This is a genomic window from Lysinibacillus sp. Y5S-8 (assembly GCF_036894365.1).
GTDB lineage: Bacteria > Bacillota > Bacilli > Bacillales_A > Planococcaceae > Lysinibacillus > Lysinibacillus fusiformis_D.
Window position 1 is genome coordinate 3,853,382 of the sequence record NZ_CP145889.1, and the last position, 17,200, is coordinate 3,870,581.

Below are 17,200 nucleotides of genomic sequence, written 5' to 3' on the forward strand. Positions count from 1 at the left end.
ATTCAAAAAAAATAGTCAACCTCGGCAATTTTGCAAAAAGACACTTGATTCGACACTTTTATATCTGTCTTTTATCGAATCAAGTTAGAATCAAACCTCGAAAGATTGTTTCCTTGAAAAGATTAAGAATCTTTTCTTCGGGGATTACATCACCGTGTAACTCATGCCAATCGACAACAAAAGCAAGATATGCCTTTAACAATAAGTAACCGACCAGTTCTGCATCGCAATCTCTAATTTCACCTTTTTTAATACGACGCTGTATTAACTCTGAAACATACGATAAGATTTCTGTTTCGATGCGAAGTAGCACCTGTTTAACAGCTGGTGTTCGTAATTCTTTTTCTTCCTCGATTAGCTTTGCAAATAATAGATGTTTTTCACGGAACTGTAGCATTTTCATTAAAGCATTATGCGCATTATCCATAAAGCTTGCTGATGCATCCAACACTGCATCTGCTTCCGCCTTCATCTCTCGTACAAGTGACATAGCAATCTCTTGAAATAAAATTTCTTTATTTGCAAAGAATGTATAAATCGTACCTTTACCGACATTAGCGATTTTCGCCACTTGCTCCATCGTTGTTGCTTTGTAGCCAAACAATGTAAAAGATTTTGCAGCTGCTTCAAGAATTTCCTGCCTACGATCCATTAGTAACATCCTTTCTTGTTAGGTTATGTACCTCTAATGTACACTTCAATAAAAATGACCAGAAAACCATTTCGGTCATCTGGTCATTATCATATTCCTATTTTTAAAAAAATGCAAGCATTTAATGATGATTTTTTTCATCTTTTTCTTCGTCATCATGATCAGCATCATTTGACGTACCATTACCATGATTCATCATATTGTTATCCATGCTGTTATTAGATTTCTCATCCTCTGGTAAAACCTGTGTCATATCTGGGCTACCAGCAATAATTTGCTGCTTTGGCATATTATGAACACCATTAGCTGTAGTATGTGCATACATATAGTAAACACCGTCATGATCGAATGTAGTCGTTGCTTTATAGACGCCGTCTTTTTCTAATTTCCCATCAATCATTTGTCCTTCATCCCGTTTCCCTGATTCCCAAACTTCAAATTCTACTACAGCATCATCAACGTTTTCTCCACCTTGTTCAACGTGTGCCGCCAGCTCAATTGTTTCATTGAGTACTACTTCTTTTGGTGTTAAAATCTCTACCTCTGGAATTTGAGGTACAACTGGTTCTGGTAAAGCCTCTTTTTTTTCTCCACATCCTACTAATAATGTAGGCACTGCAATTAGCGCGAATAACCACTTTTTCATCTTTTAATCCTCCATTAATGGCAACCGGATTTTAACGGTTGTGCCTTTTTCAACAACACTTTCAATTTCTAACGATCCCTGTAACTGCTTTAATAACTGTTCAACAATGGATAACCCTAATCCACTACCACCGTCTGCACGACTCCGTGCTTTGTTAACACGATAAAATCGCTCTGTGACATGTGATAAATCCTCGGATGGAATACCGATTCCATAATCCTTGATTGTAATTTGTGCACTGCCAGTCTTTTCAACAGCAACAATTTCCACTTTAGAATTTTCATACGAGTAATTAATTGCATTTTCAATAATATTAATAAAGATTTGCTTTAGCTTTACTTCATCCGCTTCAATAATGAGCGCATCATCTACATCTACATGTAATGTTATGTTCTTTTTATCTGCTTGATGTGTTAGGATTTTTTGAACCTCTCGTAATGTCTCCCCTAGTGGAATAGGGTATAAAACTAAATTGGTTTGTTCATTTTCTGTTCTTGCCAGTTGAAGTAATTCGTTTGTTAACCGCTCCATTCGATTCGCCTCACGGACGATCAACTGTATGGTATCTTCTTTTTGACTTTCTGTAATGATGCCATTTTGCATAGCCTCGCTATAGCCTTTTACATAGCTTATAGGTGTGCGTAATTCATGCGAAACGGTTGCTAGAAACGTTTTTTGTGCTTCATCTTCCTGCTGAATGGCCTCTGCCATTTTATTGAAGGTACTAGATAATTTACCAATTTCATCTCGTGAATTGACAGGCACACGTGTCTCATAATTCCCATAGGACATCTGTTCCACTGCAAGTTGTAAATCGTTTAATGGCCGCATAATATGCCGGATACCTTTATAAATCAAATAGCTAGCCACTACTAAAAATATGAAAGCACTAATAAACAACAAAATCACGCCACTATTAGCTAACTCACTAATTTTGGCTAATGGGAAATAAATATAAATGATACCCTCTAATCGATTTTGATCAACTAGCGGTATAACTACGGAAATAAGTTGTCGATCAAACCTTGGCTCATATCCAATTTTTTGCACATATTTTCCTGCTAATAATTTCTGTCTTTCCTCAGGGCCAATCAGGGTTTCATAATCTATATCAAATGGAACACAGGCACTTAACTCACGTGGATTCCTTACCGCAAATATATTTAAATTTGAGTAATCATTAAATTGTTCAATATCTGCAATAAATTCATCCGTAACCTTCCCATTGTCATACATGGTCTGTAGCTTCAAGCCAACTTCGACCATTGTCTCTTCTGTATCTTGGACATATAAACGTTGATACAAAAAGTTTGTGAGAACATACATAAAGACAACGGTAATGATTAAAAATGCAAAAATTAACAACCAAATGCGCGTGGCAATCTTTTTCATTCGCCAGGATCAAAGCGATAGCCCACTCCCCAAACGGTTTGAATATGCGCAGCCGCATCCTTTCCAAGCTTAATTCGTAAAGTTTTAATATGTGTATCGACCGTGCGTGTGCCACCTACATAATCAATATCCCAAATGCGCTCTAGTAATTGCTCTCTCGTATAGGCATTTCCCGGATTTTTCATAAATAAGTGCAAGAGCTCAAATTCCTTTAAGGTAAGCGGAATACTCTTTCCATCAACAGATACTTTACGTGCAATTTCGTCTATTTTAATTGGACCAATAATCACGTATTTTTGCTGTAGCTCTGTAATATTCGCGCCGCTTCTTCTTAATACAGCATAAATTCTCGCCACTAGTTCATCATGTGTAAAAGGCTTAACAATATAGTCATCTCCACCAAGTGTAAGACCTTTCACCTTGTCCTCATTGGCATCACGTGCTGTCAGGAAAATAATCGGTACATTGGACATAGCACGAATACTTTGACAAACGACAAAGCCATCTTCATGGGGCATCATCACATCAAGTAATACTAAATCAATATTTTCACGTACTATCACATCATAAGCCTCAGTACCACTTGCGGCAGTAAATGTCTCTATATCCGAATTATTTAGCATCATCTCAATTAAATTACGCATATCCTGCTCATCATCAACTATTAACACAGTTGTCATCATTGTTCCTCCCTTACTAACAGTTGAAAAGCACCTTTCCCTACATCAACTGTTTTTTCCTTCTGATCACCCTTTATAAAGTACAATGTGTGATCGTCATAACCAGCGACAACAATATAGTCTTTAAACTGGTTCACTACAAAGGGATTTGCACCAACCTCTTGGTGCCATTTAATATGGCCATCAAAATCAGCAACATACAACTCATTGTGACCATGACTTACAACAAGAACGGCATCCTTGGTCTTTTTTAACCCTACTGGCATTAAAGGCATATCAATCTCTCCGTTCAGATGGCCAGTAGTCAAATCATATTTTTTAACGGAGCTGTTGGGCTTACTTCCTTCCCCATGCCCACCTACCCATAGCTCATGTGTCTCTTCTAAAATAGCTATGCCATGTGCGGATTTTTGAATTGGCCACTCTTGTTCAATGGTCAAATCCTTCATGTTTAACACTGATAATTTTGTATCTTTAAAATTAATAACATACAGTTTATCTTTATACGATGCCATTGACATAGGATAATTGCCAAGTTGTTGTCTGACTAGTTCATTTCCCTTTTGATCAAAGCTTGTCACCGTATTCGTTTTACTATTCGTTATAAAAAATTGCTTAATGTTGTCATCATAGTACACATTCGTTGTACCAATCTCTACTTTTTTGGAATAGCGCTTTTCTCCGGTCGATAATGTATAGACGTCGATATTATTTAATTGGTGTCCATACAATAAGATTTGGTCATTCCCTAACAGTATTGCCCCAGAATAAGCTTTATCAAATGACCAAGTAGCAAGTACATTGCCATCTTCGTCAATAAAATCTAATGATGGTTCTTGTATGTTTAACGAAGCTATAAAATTCCGATCCCTTTCAATGGGTTCATATGATTTTTCAGTACAACCAGCTAACCATATAATTTGTAGTAACGAAAAAATGAAGAATGCCCATTTTTTCAACTTTATCACCTCTGCCCCTTTACTATACTTCACAATTGTGAAATTCGGGTGAAACTTGGAAGGTAAATTTATGACAAACCATAAAAATACTTTTCACATTTCAAACTCACAAACCTCCTCTCAGTTCAATCATCCAACCCATACTGTCAGCGTTACATATACTACAAAGATACTGGTAAGGAGGAATATAGTGTGATTTCCATTAGCTTATGTATGATTGTAAAAAATGAAGAAGATGTTATTGGTCGATGTCTTGAGTCCGTCAAAGATATAGTAGATGAAATTAATATTATTGACACCGGTTCAACCGATAGTACAAAACAAGTGGTTGCACAATTTACAGACCGAATTTTTGATTTTAAATGGATACATCATTTTGCAGCGGCACGAAACTTTTCCTTTCAACAAGCAACAAAGCAATACATCCTCTGGCTAGACGCAGATGATGTTTTTTTAGAGGAGGATCGAGAAAAATTGAAGTTGCTCAAAGCCTCTCTAACCTCTGATATAGATGCCGTGTCCATGAATTATCATCTAAGCTATGATCATGAGGGAAATGTGGACGCCTTAATAAGAAGATATCGCCTTGTAAAAAGAGAAAAGCATTTTCAATGGATTGGTGCAGTTCATGAATATTTAGAAGTAGGAGGCGTGCTGTTTGATAGTGATATAGCCGTTAGCCATTTACCATTAACACATGATCACTCACGTAATATTACGATTTATAAGCAACTTATTGAAGCAGGAGAAACACTAACACCGCGAGATACATTTTATTTTGCTAATGAATTACTAGATCATGGTCAGTTTGAGGATGCCATTTACTATTACGAATTATTTTTAACCTCAAAGTTAGGCTGGGTAGAAGATAATATTCGCGCCTGTTTTAAATTAGCAGATTGCTATTCCAATTTAGACGATAGAGAAAACAACTTCAGTGCTATTTTACGAAGCTTTGAATACGATGTCCCCCGCCCCGAAGCCTGCTGTCGCCTTGGCTACCACTTCATGGAACAATTCAGGAATTACGAAGCTATTTTTTGGTACGAACAAGCACTGGTAATTAAACAAAATCCAAACGCTCCTTTTCAAAATAAAAGCTTTTCAACATGGCTCCCACACTTGCAGCTGTGCGTACTTTTCGACCGTTTACAGCAATACGAACTAGCAAATACCCATAATGAGCTAGCCAGCTCCTTCATTCCAAATGATCCAAAAATTTTACACAATAAAGAATATTTCAATCGTATTTTAACAATCGATCAAAACGACTCTTAGAAAATATCAATAACCAAATAAAAAGGATTTAGCCCCTATCGATATAGAAAACTTCTACTATTTTTAAGCGCAGTTTCAACGAATCTATAAATAACTTTCTATTTACAAGTAATAAGTAGATATGTGTCTACCTCCTCTATCATTATGCAGAATACGATATTTGAGAGAGGAGGTGAGATTATGCATTTTGGAAAATTTATAGATAGAGTTTGCACTAAGTGTCATTCTTACCCTTGTTGTTGCAAAACTGGACCAATTCCCAGTTGTCCAATTTGGCCTGTAAAACCTACAGGACCTACTGGGGGGATAACTGGACCTACAGGTAGTACTGGAGCTACGGGCGCTACTGGGGTTACTGGTCCTACTGGCGTTACTGGTCCTACTGGGGCTACTGGCTCTACTGGAGATATCGGGCCTACCGGTGTTACTGGCTCTACTGGCGTTACCGGGGCTACTGGTGCTACTGGAGATATCGGACCTACCGGTGTTACTGGCTCTACTGGGGATATCGGGCCTACTGGCGTTACCGGTTCTACTGGCGTTACCGGCGCTACTGGCGTTACTGGGGCTACTGGGGTTACCGGTGTTACTGGTCCTACTGGTGCTACTGGCTCTACTGGGGATATTGGACCTACTGGGGCTACTGGCTCTACTGGGGATATCGGACCTACCGGTGTTACTGGCTCTACTGGCGTTACCGGGCCTACTGGGGATATCGGGCCTACTGGGGTTACCGGCGCTACTGGAGATGTCGGGCCTACTGGCGTTACCGGTTCTACTGGCATTACCGGAGCTACTGGCGTTACTGGGGCTACTGGTGCTACTGGCTCTACTGGAGATATCGGGCCTACCGGTGTTACTGGCTCTACTGGCGTTACTGGGGCTACTGGTGTTACTGGCTCTACTGGCGTTACCGGGCCTACTGGTGTTACTGGAGCTACTGGGGATATCGGGCCTACTGGCGTTACTGGTTCTACTGGCATTACCGGAGCTACTGGCGTTACCGGGGCTACGGGTGCTACTGGGGTTACTGGACCTACTGGCGTTACCGGAGCTACGGGTGCTACTGGGGTTACTGGACCTACTGGCGTTACTGGTTCTACTGGCATTACCGGAGCTACTGGCGTTACTGGGGTTACCGGTGTTACTGGTCCTACTGGCTCTACTGGAGATATCGGGCCTACCGGTGTTACTGGCTCTACTGGCGTTACCGGGCCTACTGGCGTTACCGGTGTTACTGGGCCTACTGGGGATATTGGACCTACCGGTGTTACTGGCTCTACTGGCGTTACTGGGCCTACTGGTGTAACTGGTGCTACTGGAGATATCGGACCTACCGGGGTTACTGGTCCTACTGGGGTTACAGGCGCTACTGGGCCTACTGGCGTTACCGGTGTTACTGGGCCTACTGGGGATATTGGACCTACCGGTGTTACTGGCTCTACTGGCGTTACCGGGCCTACTGGCGTTACTGGTGCTACTGGGGATATCGGGCCTACTGGGGTTACCGGCGCTACTGGCGTTACCGGGCCTACCGGTGTTACTGGCTCTACTGGCGTTACGGGGCCTACCGGTGTTACTGGCTCTACTGGCGTTACTGGACCTACTGGTGCTACTGGCGTTACTGGGGCTACTGGGGTTACCGGTTCTACTGGACTTACTGGTGCTACTGGGGATATTGGACCTACTGGTGTTACTGGCTCTACTGGCGTTACCGGGCCTACTGGTGTTACTGGTGTTACTGGAGCTACTGGAGCTACTGGGGATATCGGACCTACCGGGGTTACTGGTCCTACTGGTGCTACTGGGGATATCGGACCTACCGGGGTTACTGGCTCTACTGGCGTTACTGGAGCTACTGGGGATATTGGGCCTACTGGTGTTACTGGCTCTACTGGCGTTACTGGGGCTACTGGGGCTACTGGGGCTACTGGCGTTACTGGGGTTACCGGAGCTACTGGCGTTACTGGGGCTAGTGGGGTTACCGGTGTTACTGGACCTACTGGGGATATCGGACCTACCGGTGTTACTGGTCCTACTGGGGCTACTGGCTCTACTGGGGATATCGGGCCTACTGGTGTAACTGGAGCTACTGGGGATATCGGGCCTACTGGCGTTACCGGTTCTACTGGCATTACCGGAGCTACTGGCGTTACTGGGGCTACTGGCTCTACTGGAGATATCGGGCCTACTGGGGATATCGGACCTACCGGTGTTACTGGTCCTACTGGGACTACTGGCTCTACTGGGGATATCGGACCTACCGGTGTTACTGGTCCTACTGGGGCTACTGGCTCTACTGGGGATATCGGGCCTACTGGTGTAACTGGAGCTACTGGGGATATCGGGCCTACTGGCGTTACTGGGGCTACTGGGGATACCGGTGTTACTGGTCCTACTGGGGCTACTGGTCCTACTGGGGCTACTGGTCCTACTGGGGCTACTGGGGCTACTGGGGATACCGGTGTTACTGGTCCTACTGGGGATACTGGGGATATCGGGCCTACCGGTGTTACTGGCTCTACTGGCGTTACTGGGCCTACTGGCGTTACCGGTTCTACTGGCGTTACCGGAGCTACTGGCGTTACTGGGACTACTGGCGTTACTGGGGATACCGGTGTTACTGGGCCTACTGGGGCTACTGGGGATATCGGGCCTACTGGTGTTACCGGAGCTACTGGCGTTACTGGGGCTACTGGCGTTACCGGACCTACTGGCGTTACTGGGGCTACTGGCGTTACCGGACCTACTGGCGTTACTGGGGCTACTGGCGTTACCGGACCTACTGGACCAGCGTTTACAGAAGGATTCTCTGCATTTAAAAATACTTTAGCTGTTAATGCTTCTACCTCCATCACTAACTGGAGTGTAGCATCACCTTACTTTACAACGCCTGCTTTCAATCCAACAACTGGAATATTCACTGTGCCAACTACAGGTAGATATTCCTTTGAAGCGACCATTAACTACTCTACTACAGCGGCTATTAGTGTCACTTTAGGGGGTGGAATAAACCCTTCATTTGCAATACGACAAAATACTACTACGAATTTAATCAGTGGCTTATTCCCTGTATTAAACGTAAACGTCGCGCTCATATTAACATTGCGTGCGGTTCTTGGAAATGGGACGGTAACTTTGGCAGGAGAAGTACAATTAAACGCTGGAGACACTATCGATCTGTTCTATGAAGCCAATGGTTTGACAATCGGTCTTACACTAGGTGGTGCTAACTCTGGTGGTATCGTTTGGTCATGTCATCGAATTTCTTAGATTTAGATGGGCATCACTATTTGAAGCAAGTGGAAAAGCAAACTACGAAATCGTGGTTTGCTTTTTCCTTTTCAAAAAAACAAAAAATAGCACAAACATTTGTTATGCATGTTTGTACTATTTTTCATCTATTATTTAAACATTTCCATTAATACTTCATCTGCAACATGTTTACCTTGCTGCACACATTCTGGAATTGATATTCCCTCAAATGAGCTTCCTGCAAGCTTTACATTTGGAAAATGTTCTTGTAATTCCTGCTTTATACGTTGAACTTTCGCCTCATGTCCAACTGTATATTGAGGCATCGCATTTTTCCAACGTGTAACCACTGTCGTTAGAGGGGCTCCATCTATACCAATCGTTTTCTTTAAATCCTGTAGCACGGTTTTTTCGATTTCAGTATCAGATAGTGCCACAATCGCTTCATCTCCCACTCGCCCAATATAACTACGTAATAGTACATAATCGTCTGGTGTAGTAGCTAGCCATTTTCTGTTCATCCATGTACAAGAAGTGATTGAAAAATCACTATTTCGAGAGACATAAAAAGAAAGGGCATCTAGATCACCAAGCTGATCCTTTTTAAAGGCCATTGTAACGGTTGCAATCGTTGCAGCCTTCATTGTTCCCAATTCATGTAACAGATTTTGCTTACTAAACATTTTTTCTGCCATATTAAAGGGAGTAGCAATAATAACAGCATCTGCTTTTATATGTGAGAAATTATTGAGCATTACTTGAACTGATCCATCTTTGCCATGCTCTATTTCTTCTACTTTGACACCCTTCATGACTGTCCCTGGAAGTAGTGATTCTTCTATACTTTCAATGAGTGTTTCAAGACCATTACTAAAAGTTTGAAAAATCCCTTTGTTTTCATCAATATGATGATTGCTTAAGAAATTTGTTCCTGACTTTTTCATGCCAATCAACAAACTCCGATATTTTTGCTCTAAACTATAAAGCTGCGGGAAAGTCGAGCTCATACTTAATTGCTCAATATCCCCTGCAAATGTTCCCGCTAATAATGGTTCTACTAGATTTTCTACTATTTCAGAACCAAATCTTCTTCTAAAAAACGCGCCTAACGGCTGATCGTCATCTTGTGCAGAACGAGGGATGAAAAAATCCCCAGCCGCACGAACTTTACCGCTAAGTGAAAACAGACCTGATGCTATAAAGGATGAGATATGTGGTGTCTCTCCTGACAAGAGATGACTAGGTATTGGATATAACTGACTACCAACAGCAATATAAGTAGGCCCTGCATTGCTTGTCAATAATTTCTGTTCAATCCCAAGATCCTTTGCTAAATCATTAACATAATTTTCACGATCAAAAAAAGATTCTGGCCCACGCTCAATAATAAAACCATCTTTTCTTAAAGTCTGAATTTTTCCGCCAAGACGTAATGACGACTCGACAAGTACGATATCTAATGGCAATCCTTTTGCGCCTGCTTCTTTTTGCATATAGAATGCAGCTGTAAGGCCTGTAATGCCACCGCCTACGACAACTACCTTTCGTCTTTTCTGAGTCACCAACATCATCACTTTCTTTTCGCTTAGCTTAATTTTTTATGAATCGCATCTACCATCGCATCAATAAATAATGGGTGTGTATTTGGCATCGCTGGGCGATAGTATTTTGCGCCAAGTTCATCACAAACAACTTTACATTCAAAATCGTTGTCATATAACACTTCTAAATGTTCTGTTACAAAACCTACTGGTGTATAAACAAATGAACGGAAGCCTTTTTCTTCAAATAGCTCACGTGTTAAATCTTGCACATCTGGGCCAATCCAAGGCTCTGGTGTTTGGCCTGCTGATTGCCAGCCAACCTCTACATTTTTTAGACCTGTCGCAGCTTGAATAAGACGTGCTGTTTCAATTAATTGATCTTCATACGGATCGCCCAAGTTTTTAATTTTTTCAGGCAATGAATGTGCTGACACAATTAAACAAGCTGTTTCACGTTCTTCTTGTGGCATTGCATTAAATGTATCATTTACTTGTTGTTCCCAATACTCAATGAATTTCGGCTCATCATACCAAGATTCTACAGAAGTAATCGTTAAGCGACCCCCTGCAGCCTCTTCAGCACGACCGTTATAAGACTTAATAGAGAATGTAGAGAAATGAGGGGCTAGAACAATAGAAACCGCTTCTTTTATGCCCTCTGCCACCATTTGCTCTACTGCATCTTCAATAAATGGATGAATATGTTTTAAGCCAATAAACAATTTATATTCTACAGCATCCTGCACCTCGTTTAAACGTGCACATAGGGCTTCAGCTTGTGCTTGTGTCGCCGCAGCTAATGGAGATAAACCACCGATAGCTTCATAGCGGCTACGTAAATCCTCTAAGTGCTCTGCCGAAGGTTTACGTCCATGACGAATATGCGTATAGTAAGGTTCGATATCTTCTTCTTTATAAGGTGTTCCGTATGCCATTACCAATAAGCCTTTAACTTCTTTCATTACCCTTTTCACCTCTAAAATTGTTTTATGTTTTCATACATTATGTGACAAAAAGAAGCTGCCCAATCTTTAATATTGGACAGCTCCCTTTCTATATGGAAAATAAAATTTCCTATGTAGAAAGGGACATATTTTTCACATTTGATTCACTTCTATTAAGAACGAGCTTGAATTTGTTGTGCACTGTATTCATGAATAAGTGTAGTGAGACGTTTTAAGATATCTGGGTCAACCTCTGGGAAAACACCATGTCCTAGGTTAAAGATATGACCTGGCATTTCTAAACCTTGTTCAATAATATCTTTTGTTCGTTTCTCAATGACTGACCAATCTGCTAATAAAAGGGACGGATCTAAGTTACCCTGTACCGGTTTTGTAATACCATTCGCACGCGCTTCTTTTATTGGCAAACGCCAGTCTAAGCCTACAACATCAATCGGTAAATCATTCCATTCCTTTGCTAAATGGCTCGCACCGACACCGAATTGAATGAGTGGCACATTTTCTTTTTGCAGCTCTGCAAAAATACGAGTCATAATTGGTTTAATAAATACACGGTAATCCTCAACATTTAAGGCTCCTACCCAAGAATCAAATACTTGGATTGCCTTTGCACCAGCTTTAATTTGAGCAGTTACATCTGCAATAATCATGTCAGCTAGTTTATCCATTAATGCAAACCAAGCTTGTGGCTCTGATACCATAAATGATTTTGTTTTATTATAGTTTCTTGAAGGGCCGCCTTCAATCATGTAGCTTGCAAGTGTAAATGGTGCTCCAGCAAAACCGATTAAAGGAACATTCAATTGCTCTTCTGCCAACATCTTGATTGTTTCTAATACAAACGGTGTATGCTCATTAGCATTGAATTCACCTAATTTTTCTACATCTGCTACTGATTGGATAGGGTTTGAAATAACAGGACCAACGCCTGCTTTGATCTTTACATCTACCCCAATCCCCGGAAGAGGTGTCACAATATCTTTGTATAGAATGGCTGCATCGACATTATAATTTTCTACAGGTAGACGAGTGACATATGCACATAGCTCAGGTTGATGTGTAATTTCCTCTAAGGAATATTTTTCTTTAATGGCACGGTATTCTGGCTGAGAACGTCCTGCCTGACGCATGTACCATACTGGCGTATGTGCTGTCCTTTCTCCACGTGCAGCACGCAGGAGTGTATCATTAAAAGTTGTCATGAATAGTTCCTTCCCCTCGATAAATTCATACTATAAAATTGTCTTAAAAAATGTTTTGTTTATTCCTTTATTATTGATATCCGTTTCCAATAGTAAACGCTTCCTCCGTAATTGTATAGTTTTCCTAGTGAAATGTCATAAAATTGTTCTTTCTCGGCAGATTCTTTTTGAACAGAGCGTTAGACTTACGCTGAAAAGGGTATAATCACGCTATAATTAGTAAGATCGTAAGGAGGATAAATTGATGTATATTTATTTAACTTCTGGCACTGGTGATTTTTTAGAACAGGTAAAAAATAAGTATCCAAATGAGCATATGATTTTAATTCATGGGGATGGAAACTCTGTACTGATTCATGAGGCAGAAGGAAAGACAGTTTTTGCGACACCACGTAAATTTGAGGTACTGGATTCAGTAAATGAATTAGAGGAACGAGGCTTCTTTGTTTTTAATAATATTCCTGTGACAGATGAAGGACGACCTGTTTTCGAACACCGCTTTTTAGAGCGTTCACGCGCCATTGAAAATGAGCCTGGCTTTGTGGCGTTCCGTTTATTACGTCCGATCAAGAGTGATACTTACATTGTCATGACGCAGTGGAATGGACCACATTCATTTGAAGCATGGAAGAGCTCTAGAGCCTTTGAATCTGCACATGCTAAAAGAGATGATTCATCAGGTGTAAGCCAGCAAAATATCTTTTCAGCAGCTTCCTATGTAACAACTTATAGCGCTCTGCCAAATGAGGATACAGAATAGTAGATAAAATAAAAGCTCATTTTCCGAATACTAGCATTGGAAAATGAGCTTTTCAATTTGTCAGCTACAATCTGTTTATTTGGAAATTTTCGCTGTTAATTCGCTAATCACAATAACAATGACAATGGCTAGATAAAACATTGGCTGTGTGATAGCACATAAACCAACAATAATAGCTTGTGTAACCATTGCTAAACGGACAGTTTGCTTTACAGCTAATTGACGGGCATGCTCTGGTAAAGGATAGAGCATGTCCATTCGAAATTCACCACTTGATAGTAAGGCTTGTTTTAACTGAATTGTGGTCGCAAAGCTGAGTGCACCAGCAACAATCCATATCACTACAGGAATATCTACAAAAGCTGCGATGACTGCCGAAATGGCCGTAAGACGAAGCCATAAATAGAAATGGTCATCTGTACGGACAAAGGTACGAAACACCAAATATTTTTGAGCATTTTCTTTACCATATGGCACAAATCTATATAGCCAGTCCATCCAGCGTCGACGTCGGATACTTCCGTGTAGATGAGGTACATCTGTAAAATAATTAGCAAAACGGTAAAAGCTCATCATACGATTCTGTTCAATTTTGACAAAATGTTCATAAGGCACAGGTTCGCCAACTGATTTTTTCCTAAAGATAATTATATAAATCACACTAATAACTGTCGCTATTACCGCTAGTATTAGCTGAGCATGAAGACCCATGTATAAAACAGCCCCGAATATGACAGCTCGAATAAGCCTGTCCACCCAAACCATTTGACCTCGCTCACTGTATCGGTAGCTGAATTCTCCTTGCACACTTATATATTTCAATACAATGACAAGTAAAAAGATCGTCCATATTTCAGTTGTTGTTAATGCCGTTACGGCTTTCAATAATGGAATACATACAATATAAACAATCGCTACAATCCACACTTGAGACCAGAACGTCCAAGCCAATGCCTTGCTAAAATATTGAGACATTTTTGATTCTAAAGGTAATAAGTATACTTGATCTGGTTCTCTCAACAGCGTAGTAGGACGGCTAAAGGCCAATAAAATGCCTATCATAACAGCTATGACGATTTCTGCTGGAAAGTCTGTTTCGACAACTTTCAGCCATTCGCTATATTGGTAGCCCCCTGCTCCAATAAGAAATACAAGTACAATTGCAATATGCCCTGTAAAAATAAATTGCATATACTTTTGTACTTCTCCTATATAATGCATGAAGCGAGAGGACCATACATCACGCAAATTCTTCATGGTCCCGCTCCTTTGTCATGGCAATATAAAGATCATCTAATGTCGCATTCGGCATAGCAAATGATTGGCGCAATTCCGCCATCGTCCCCTGTGCTCGCACTCTTCCCTCGTGCAATAAAATAATTCGATCGCAATGCTTTTCAGCCGTCGATAGAATATGCGTAGACATTAATATAGAAGCACCTTCTTTTTTCTTTTCATCCATCTGATCTAGTAATGATTGAATACCTAGTGGATCTAATCCCACAAAAGGCTCATCAATAATATATAGACTTGGATTCACTAAAAAAGCACACATAATCATGACTTTTTGACGCATTCCCTTTGAAAAGTGTGAAGGGAACCAATTTAATCTTTTCTCCATTCGAAACTCTTTTAATAGCACCTCAGAACGAGCATCGAGGGTTGCCCTATTAATCCCATAAGCCATCGCTGTCAATTCTAGATGCTCTCTTAATGTTAATTCATCGTATAATACAGGAGTTTCAGGAATATAGGAAAATGCTGTCCGATATTTGTCCGTATCTTCCTTCAATGTCACACCATTTAAACGAATGTCCCCTTCCTTTGGCAACATCGTTCCGATAATATGTTTAATCGTTGTACTTTTACCAGCTCCATTTAAGCCGATTAAGCCAACTAATTCTCCTTTTCCAATTGTAAAAGATAAATCTTTAATCACAGGCTTTCTTGTATAACCACCTGTCACATGCTGTACCTCTAATACTGACATATCCTCACTCCTCTTCTTGTTTTATATTTTATCAAAAATTAGCAAATGATACAGGTTTGAGTATGATAGAATGTACTTACATATACGTTAAGGGGGAAATTCTCATGAGCGATTGCCTATTTTGCAAAATTATTGACGGATCTATTCCAAGTACCAAAGTTTACGAGGACGATCATGTCTATGCATTTACAGACATCTCACCTGTTGCAAAAGGTCATACATTATTAATTCCAAAGCATCACTGTCAAGATCTATTTGAAATGCCAGAGGATGTAGCACGTAATCTATATGCAGTTGCACCAAAAATCGCTAATGCTATTAAAGCAGCATTTCAGCCAATAGGTATGAATACGATTAATAACAATGGTGCTGCCGCTGGACAAACTGTTTTCCACTACCACTTACATTTTATTCCGCGTTACGATGAAAAAGAAGGACTAGGCTTAATTTGGCAGACTCAAAAATATTCACCAGAGCAGTTAGCCGAAGTTGCAGAAAGTATTAAGGCCAATCTATAAGTCATTTGTAATATATTAACATTAAAATGTTCAGAAAACTGTATTGCAAATTGAAAAATTTTGGCGTACAATCACAAATAAGTTTCGCTAACGATCAAGAGGATACGTTAGGAGACAAATAGATTAGCTTAGTCGAGGAGAGATACAGATGAATACAAAAAATTTAGTATTAATGGCATTATTAGTAGGTGTCGGTGCAGCCCTTTATGTGGTGACACCAGGTATGGTGAATGGCATGAAACCTGATTTCATGTTAACAATGATGTTTATTGGCATTTTATTGTTCCCCACTGTGAAAGAAACGTTCTTACTTTCGCTTTCAACAGGCGTACTTTCAGGTTTATTTACAACATTCCCAGCAGGTCTTGTCCCAAATATTATTGATAAAGCAGTAACAGGCTTTGTCTTTTTAGCCGCTTTATTGATTCTTAAAAAACTAGCAAATCATTTCGCAGTATCAGCTATCTTAGTTGGATTAGGAACTATTCTTTCAGGAACTGTCTTTTTAGCCGTAGCACTTTTTGTGTTTAATGCAAATGTTGGTGCAACGTTTGCGATGTTATTTATTGGCGTTGTCCTGCCAGCTGTCGCATTTAATGTCGTTGCTTTTGCCGTCATTTATCCCATTGTCACAAAATTAGTGAAGCGTTCTAAATTCAATACAGCCATTTCTCAAATATCATAAACACTTACTTAAAATAATTAAAAGAAACTAAACGGTGATGGTAAATCACTCGTCTAGTTTCTTTTTTCTTTTTGTATTTGTACAATTCATGGTTTAATAGTAAATAAACATGACTAGAAATGAGGTATCAATATGAAAGCAAAACCATTTTTACTTGGACTAACAACAGGCATTATCGGTGGGACAGTCGCTGTACTTTTCTCAACGCCACAATCAGGACAACAGCTACGTGCTTCTGTCAAACAAAATGTCGATCAGACAAAAGGAATGCTCCTTGATGTCAAACAACAAGTAGGGACTGTTAAACAATCTGTCAACACTTTAACAATTGAAGTAAAAAATAATATCCCCCAAATAATAAATGATTTAAAACAAACAATTACAACTTTCACTGAAGAAATCGAACCAACAAAAAATAATTTGCAACAAGAATTAGATGCATTACAGAATTCGATTAGCGAAATCGAGAAAAACATTGCACAAATTACAGAAAATAAGAAAAAACCACAAGAAAAAGTTAGCGACTAAAGTCCTTTTCGAATGGTAAAAAATCTATTTTTTTATCAAAAATCATTACTATAATATTATTTTTTAACCACTTTTCAATTTTTTAATTTTTCTAACTTTAAACTTTTTTTCTTTACTGCTATAATATTTTTAAAAATGTGAAAGAA

General features: G+C 40.0%; 16 protein-coding genes. 5 read left to right on the forward strand and 11 right to left on the reverse strand.

The features are described 5' to 3' along the window. Positions 1 to 79: 79 nt before the first annotated feature. The 5 genes from V6670_RS18830 to V6670_RS18850 all read right to left on the reverse strand — a co-directional run bounded on the left by V6670_RS18830 (position 80) and on the right by V6670_RS18850 (position 4,338). Complete coding sequence (locus V6670_RS18830) at positions 80 to 652, reverse strand: TetR/AcrR family transcriptional regulator (RefSeq protein WP_036128535.1); 573 nt, start codon at positions 650 to 652, stop codon at positions 80 to 82. A 121-nt stretch (positions 653 to 773) separates the two neighbouring features. Continuing rightward, a complete protein-coding gene (locus tag V6670_RS18835; RefSeq protein ID WP_036128538.1) occupies positions 774 to 1,298 on the reverse strand; it encodes a FixH family protein in 525 nt (174 codons plus the stop codon). Positions 1,299 to 1,301: 3 nt separating this feature from the next. Further along, positions 1,302 to 2,690, reverse strand: a complete 1,389-nt coding sequence (locus tag V6670_RS18840) for an ATP-binding protein (RefSeq protein WP_036128540.1) — start codon at positions 2,688 to 2,690, stop codon at positions 1,302 to 1,304. Beyond that, the gene (locus V6670_RS18845; RefSeq protein ID WP_036128542.1) at positions 2,687 to 3,370 is read right to left on the reverse strand and encodes a response regulator transcription factor; all 684 of its coding nucleotides are present in this window, start codon (positions 3,368 to 3,370) and stop codon (positions 2,687 to 2,689) included. The genes V6670_RS18840 and V6670_RS18845 overlap by 4 nt, the downstream gene beginning before the upstream one ends. After that, the gene (locus tag V6670_RS18850) at positions 3,370 to 4,338 is read right to left on the reverse strand and encodes a YncE family protein (protein WP_338651858.1); all 969 of its coding nucleotides are present in this window, start codon (positions 4,336 to 4,338) and stop codon (positions 3,370 to 3,372) included. Before V6670_RS18850 ends, V6670_RS18845 begins: the two co-directional genes overlap by 1 nt. 183 nt (positions 4,339 to 4,521) lie before the next feature. Between V6670_RS18850 and V6670_RS18855 the strand changes: the two genes are divergently transcribed. Then, entirely contained in the window at positions 4,522 to 5,607 is a 1,086-nt protein-coding gene (locus V6670_RS18855) for a glycosyltransferase family 2 protein (protein WP_141904911.1), read from the forward strand. Between the two features lie 227 nt (positions 5,608 to 5,834). On the opposite strand, the gene V6670_RS18860 is transcribed toward V6670_RS18855, so the two are convergent. The 4 genes from V6670_RS18860 to hemE all read right to left on the reverse strand — a co-directional run bounded on the left by V6670_RS18860 (position 5,835) and on the right by hemE (position 12,573). After that, on the reverse strand, positions 5,835 to 8,462 hold the full coding sequence (locus V6670_RS18860) for a DUF4573 domain-containing protein (protein ID WP_338654685.1): 2,628 nt from the start codon (positions 8,460 to 8,462) through the stop codon (positions 5,835 to 5,837). A 549-nt stretch (positions 8,463 to 9,011) separates the two neighbouring features. Next, the gene (hemY, locus tag V6670_RS18865) at positions 9,012 to 10,433 is read right to left on the reverse strand and encodes a protoporphyrinogen oxidase (protein WP_338651859.1); all 1,422 of its coding nucleotides are present in this window, start codon (positions 10,431 to 10,433) and stop codon (positions 9,012 to 9,014) included. 14 nt (positions 10,434 to 10,447) lie between these two features. Next, positions 10,448 to 11,368: a ferrochelatase gene (gene hemH / locus V6670_RS18870; RefSeq protein ID WP_058843261.1), complete on the reverse strand. Its 921-nt coding sequence runs from the start codon at positions 11,366 to 11,368 to the stop codon at positions 10,448 to 10,450. 155 nt (positions 11,369 to 11,523) lie between these two features. Further along, complete coding sequence (gene hemE / locus V6670_RS18875; protein ID WP_141904909.1) at positions 11,524 to 12,573, reverse strand: uroporphyrinogen decarboxylase; 1,050 nt, start codon at positions 12,571 to 12,573, stop codon at positions 11,524 to 11,526. 244 nt (positions 12,574 to 12,817) lie between these two features. Between hemE and V6670_RS18880 the strand changes: the two genes are divergently transcribed. Next, a complete protein-coding gene (locus V6670_RS18880; protein WP_141904908.1) occupies positions 12,818 to 13,333 on the forward strand; it encodes an antibiotic biosynthesis monooxygenase in 516 nt (171 codons plus the stop codon). A 75-nt stretch (positions 13,334 to 13,408) separates the two neighbouring features. Here V6670_RS18880 and V6670_RS18885 read toward each other — a convergent pair whose 3' ends face one another. Both V6670_RS18885 and V6670_RS18890 read right to left on the reverse strand, forming a co-directional pair. Beyond that, complete coding sequence (locus V6670_RS18885) at positions 13,409 to 14,590, reverse strand: ABC transporter permease (RefSeq protein ID WP_141904907.1); 1,182 nt, start codon at positions 14,588 to 14,590, stop codon at positions 13,409 to 13,411. Further along, positions 14,574 to 15,323 carry an ABC transporter ATP-binding protein gene (locus V6670_RS18890; protein ID WP_036117411.1) on the reverse strand — a complete coding sequence of 250 codons (750 nt, stop codon included), beginning with the start codon at positions 15,321 to 15,323 and terminating at the stop codon, positions 14,574 to 14,576. Before V6670_RS18890 ends, V6670_RS18885 begins: the two co-directional genes overlap by 17 nt. A gap of 104 nt (positions 15,324 to 15,427) precedes the next feature. Here V6670_RS18890 and V6670_RS18895 point away from each other — a divergent pair, with 104 nt between their 5' ends. The 3 genes from V6670_RS18895 (at position 15,428) to V6670_RS18905 (ending at position 17,054) form a co-directional block, all read left to right on the forward strand. Then, a complete protein-coding gene (locus V6670_RS18895) occupies positions 15,428 to 15,841 on the forward strand; it encodes an HIT family protein (RefSeq protein ID WP_036117412.1) in 414 nt (137 codons plus the stop codon). 148 nt (positions 15,842 to 15,989) lie between these two features. Continuing rightward, positions 15,990 to 16,526 carry a tryptophan transporter gene (locus V6670_RS18900; RefSeq protein ID WP_036117414.1) on the forward strand — a complete coding sequence of 179 codons (537 nt, stop codon included), beginning with the start codon at positions 15,990 to 15,992 and terminating at the stop codon, positions 16,524 to 16,526. 132 nt (positions 16,527 to 16,658) lie between these two features. Continuing rightward, positions 16,659 to 17,054 (forward strand): YtxH domain-containing protein, encoded by a 396-nt coding sequence (locus V6670_RS18905; RefSeq protein ID WP_036117416.1) that lies wholly within the window; start codon positions 16,659 to 16,661, stop codon positions 17,052 to 17,054. The last annotated feature ends 146 nt before the right edge of the window (positions 17,055 to 17,200 follow it).

Excerpts from the sequence above, each read along its gene's own strand:
- hemH (WP_058843261.1), bottom strand. The coding sequence starts at position 11,368 with ATGAAAGAAGTTAAAGGCTTATTGGTAATGGCATACGGAACACCTTAT.
- V6670_RS18830 (WP_036128535.1), bottom strand. The coding sequence starts at position 652 with ATGGATCGTAGGCAGGAAATTCTTGAAGCAGCTGCAAAATCTTTTACA.
- V6670_RS18895 (WP_036117412.1), top strand. The coding sequence starts at position 15,428 with ATGAGCGATTGCCTATTTTGCAAAATTATTGACGGATCTATTCCAAGT.
- V6670_RS18835 (WP_036128538.1), bottom strand. The coding sequence starts at position 1,298 with ATGAAAAAGTGGTTATTCGCGCTAATTGCAGTGCCTACATTATTAGTA.
- V6670_RS18900 (WP_036117414.1), top strand. The coding sequence starts at position 15,990 with ATGAATACAAAAAATTTAGTATTAATGGCATTATTAGTAGGTGTCGGT.
- V6670_RS18880 (WP_141904908.1), top strand. The coding sequence starts at position 12,818 with ATGTATATTTATTTAACTTCTGGCACTGGTGATTTTTTAGAACAGGTA.
- V6670_RS18840 (WP_036128540.1), bottom strand. The coding sequence starts at position 2,690 with ATGAAAAAGATTGCCACGCGCATTTGGTTGTTAATTTTTGCATTTTTA.
- V6670_RS18860 (WP_338654685.1), bottom strand. The coding sequence starts at position 8,462 with ATGGAGGTAGAAGCATTAACAGCTAAAGTATTTTTAAATGCAGAGAAT.
- V6670_RS18905 (WP_036117416.1), top strand. The coding sequence starts at position 16,659 with ATGAAAGCAAAACCATTTTTACTTGGACTAACAACAGGCATTATCGGT.
- V6670_RS18890 (WP_036117411.1), bottom strand. The coding sequence starts at position 15,323 with ATGTCAGTATTAGAGGTACAGCATGTGACAGGTGGTTATACAAGAAAG.
- hemY (WP_338651859.1), bottom strand. The coding sequence starts at position 10,433 with ATGATGTTGGTGACTCAGAAAAGACGAAAGGTAGTTGTCGTAGGCGGT.
- V6670_RS18845 (WP_036128542.1), bottom strand. The coding sequence starts at position 3,370 with ATGACAACTGTGTTAATAGTTGATGATGAGCAGGATATGCGTAATTTA.
- hemE (WP_141904909.1), bottom strand. The coding sequence starts at position 12,573 with ATGACAACTTTTAATGATACACTCCTGCGTGCTGCACGTGGAGAAAGG.
- V6670_RS18885 (WP_141904907.1), bottom strand. The coding sequence starts at position 14,590 with ATGAAGAATTTGCGTGATGTATGGTCCTCTCGCTTCATGCATTATATA.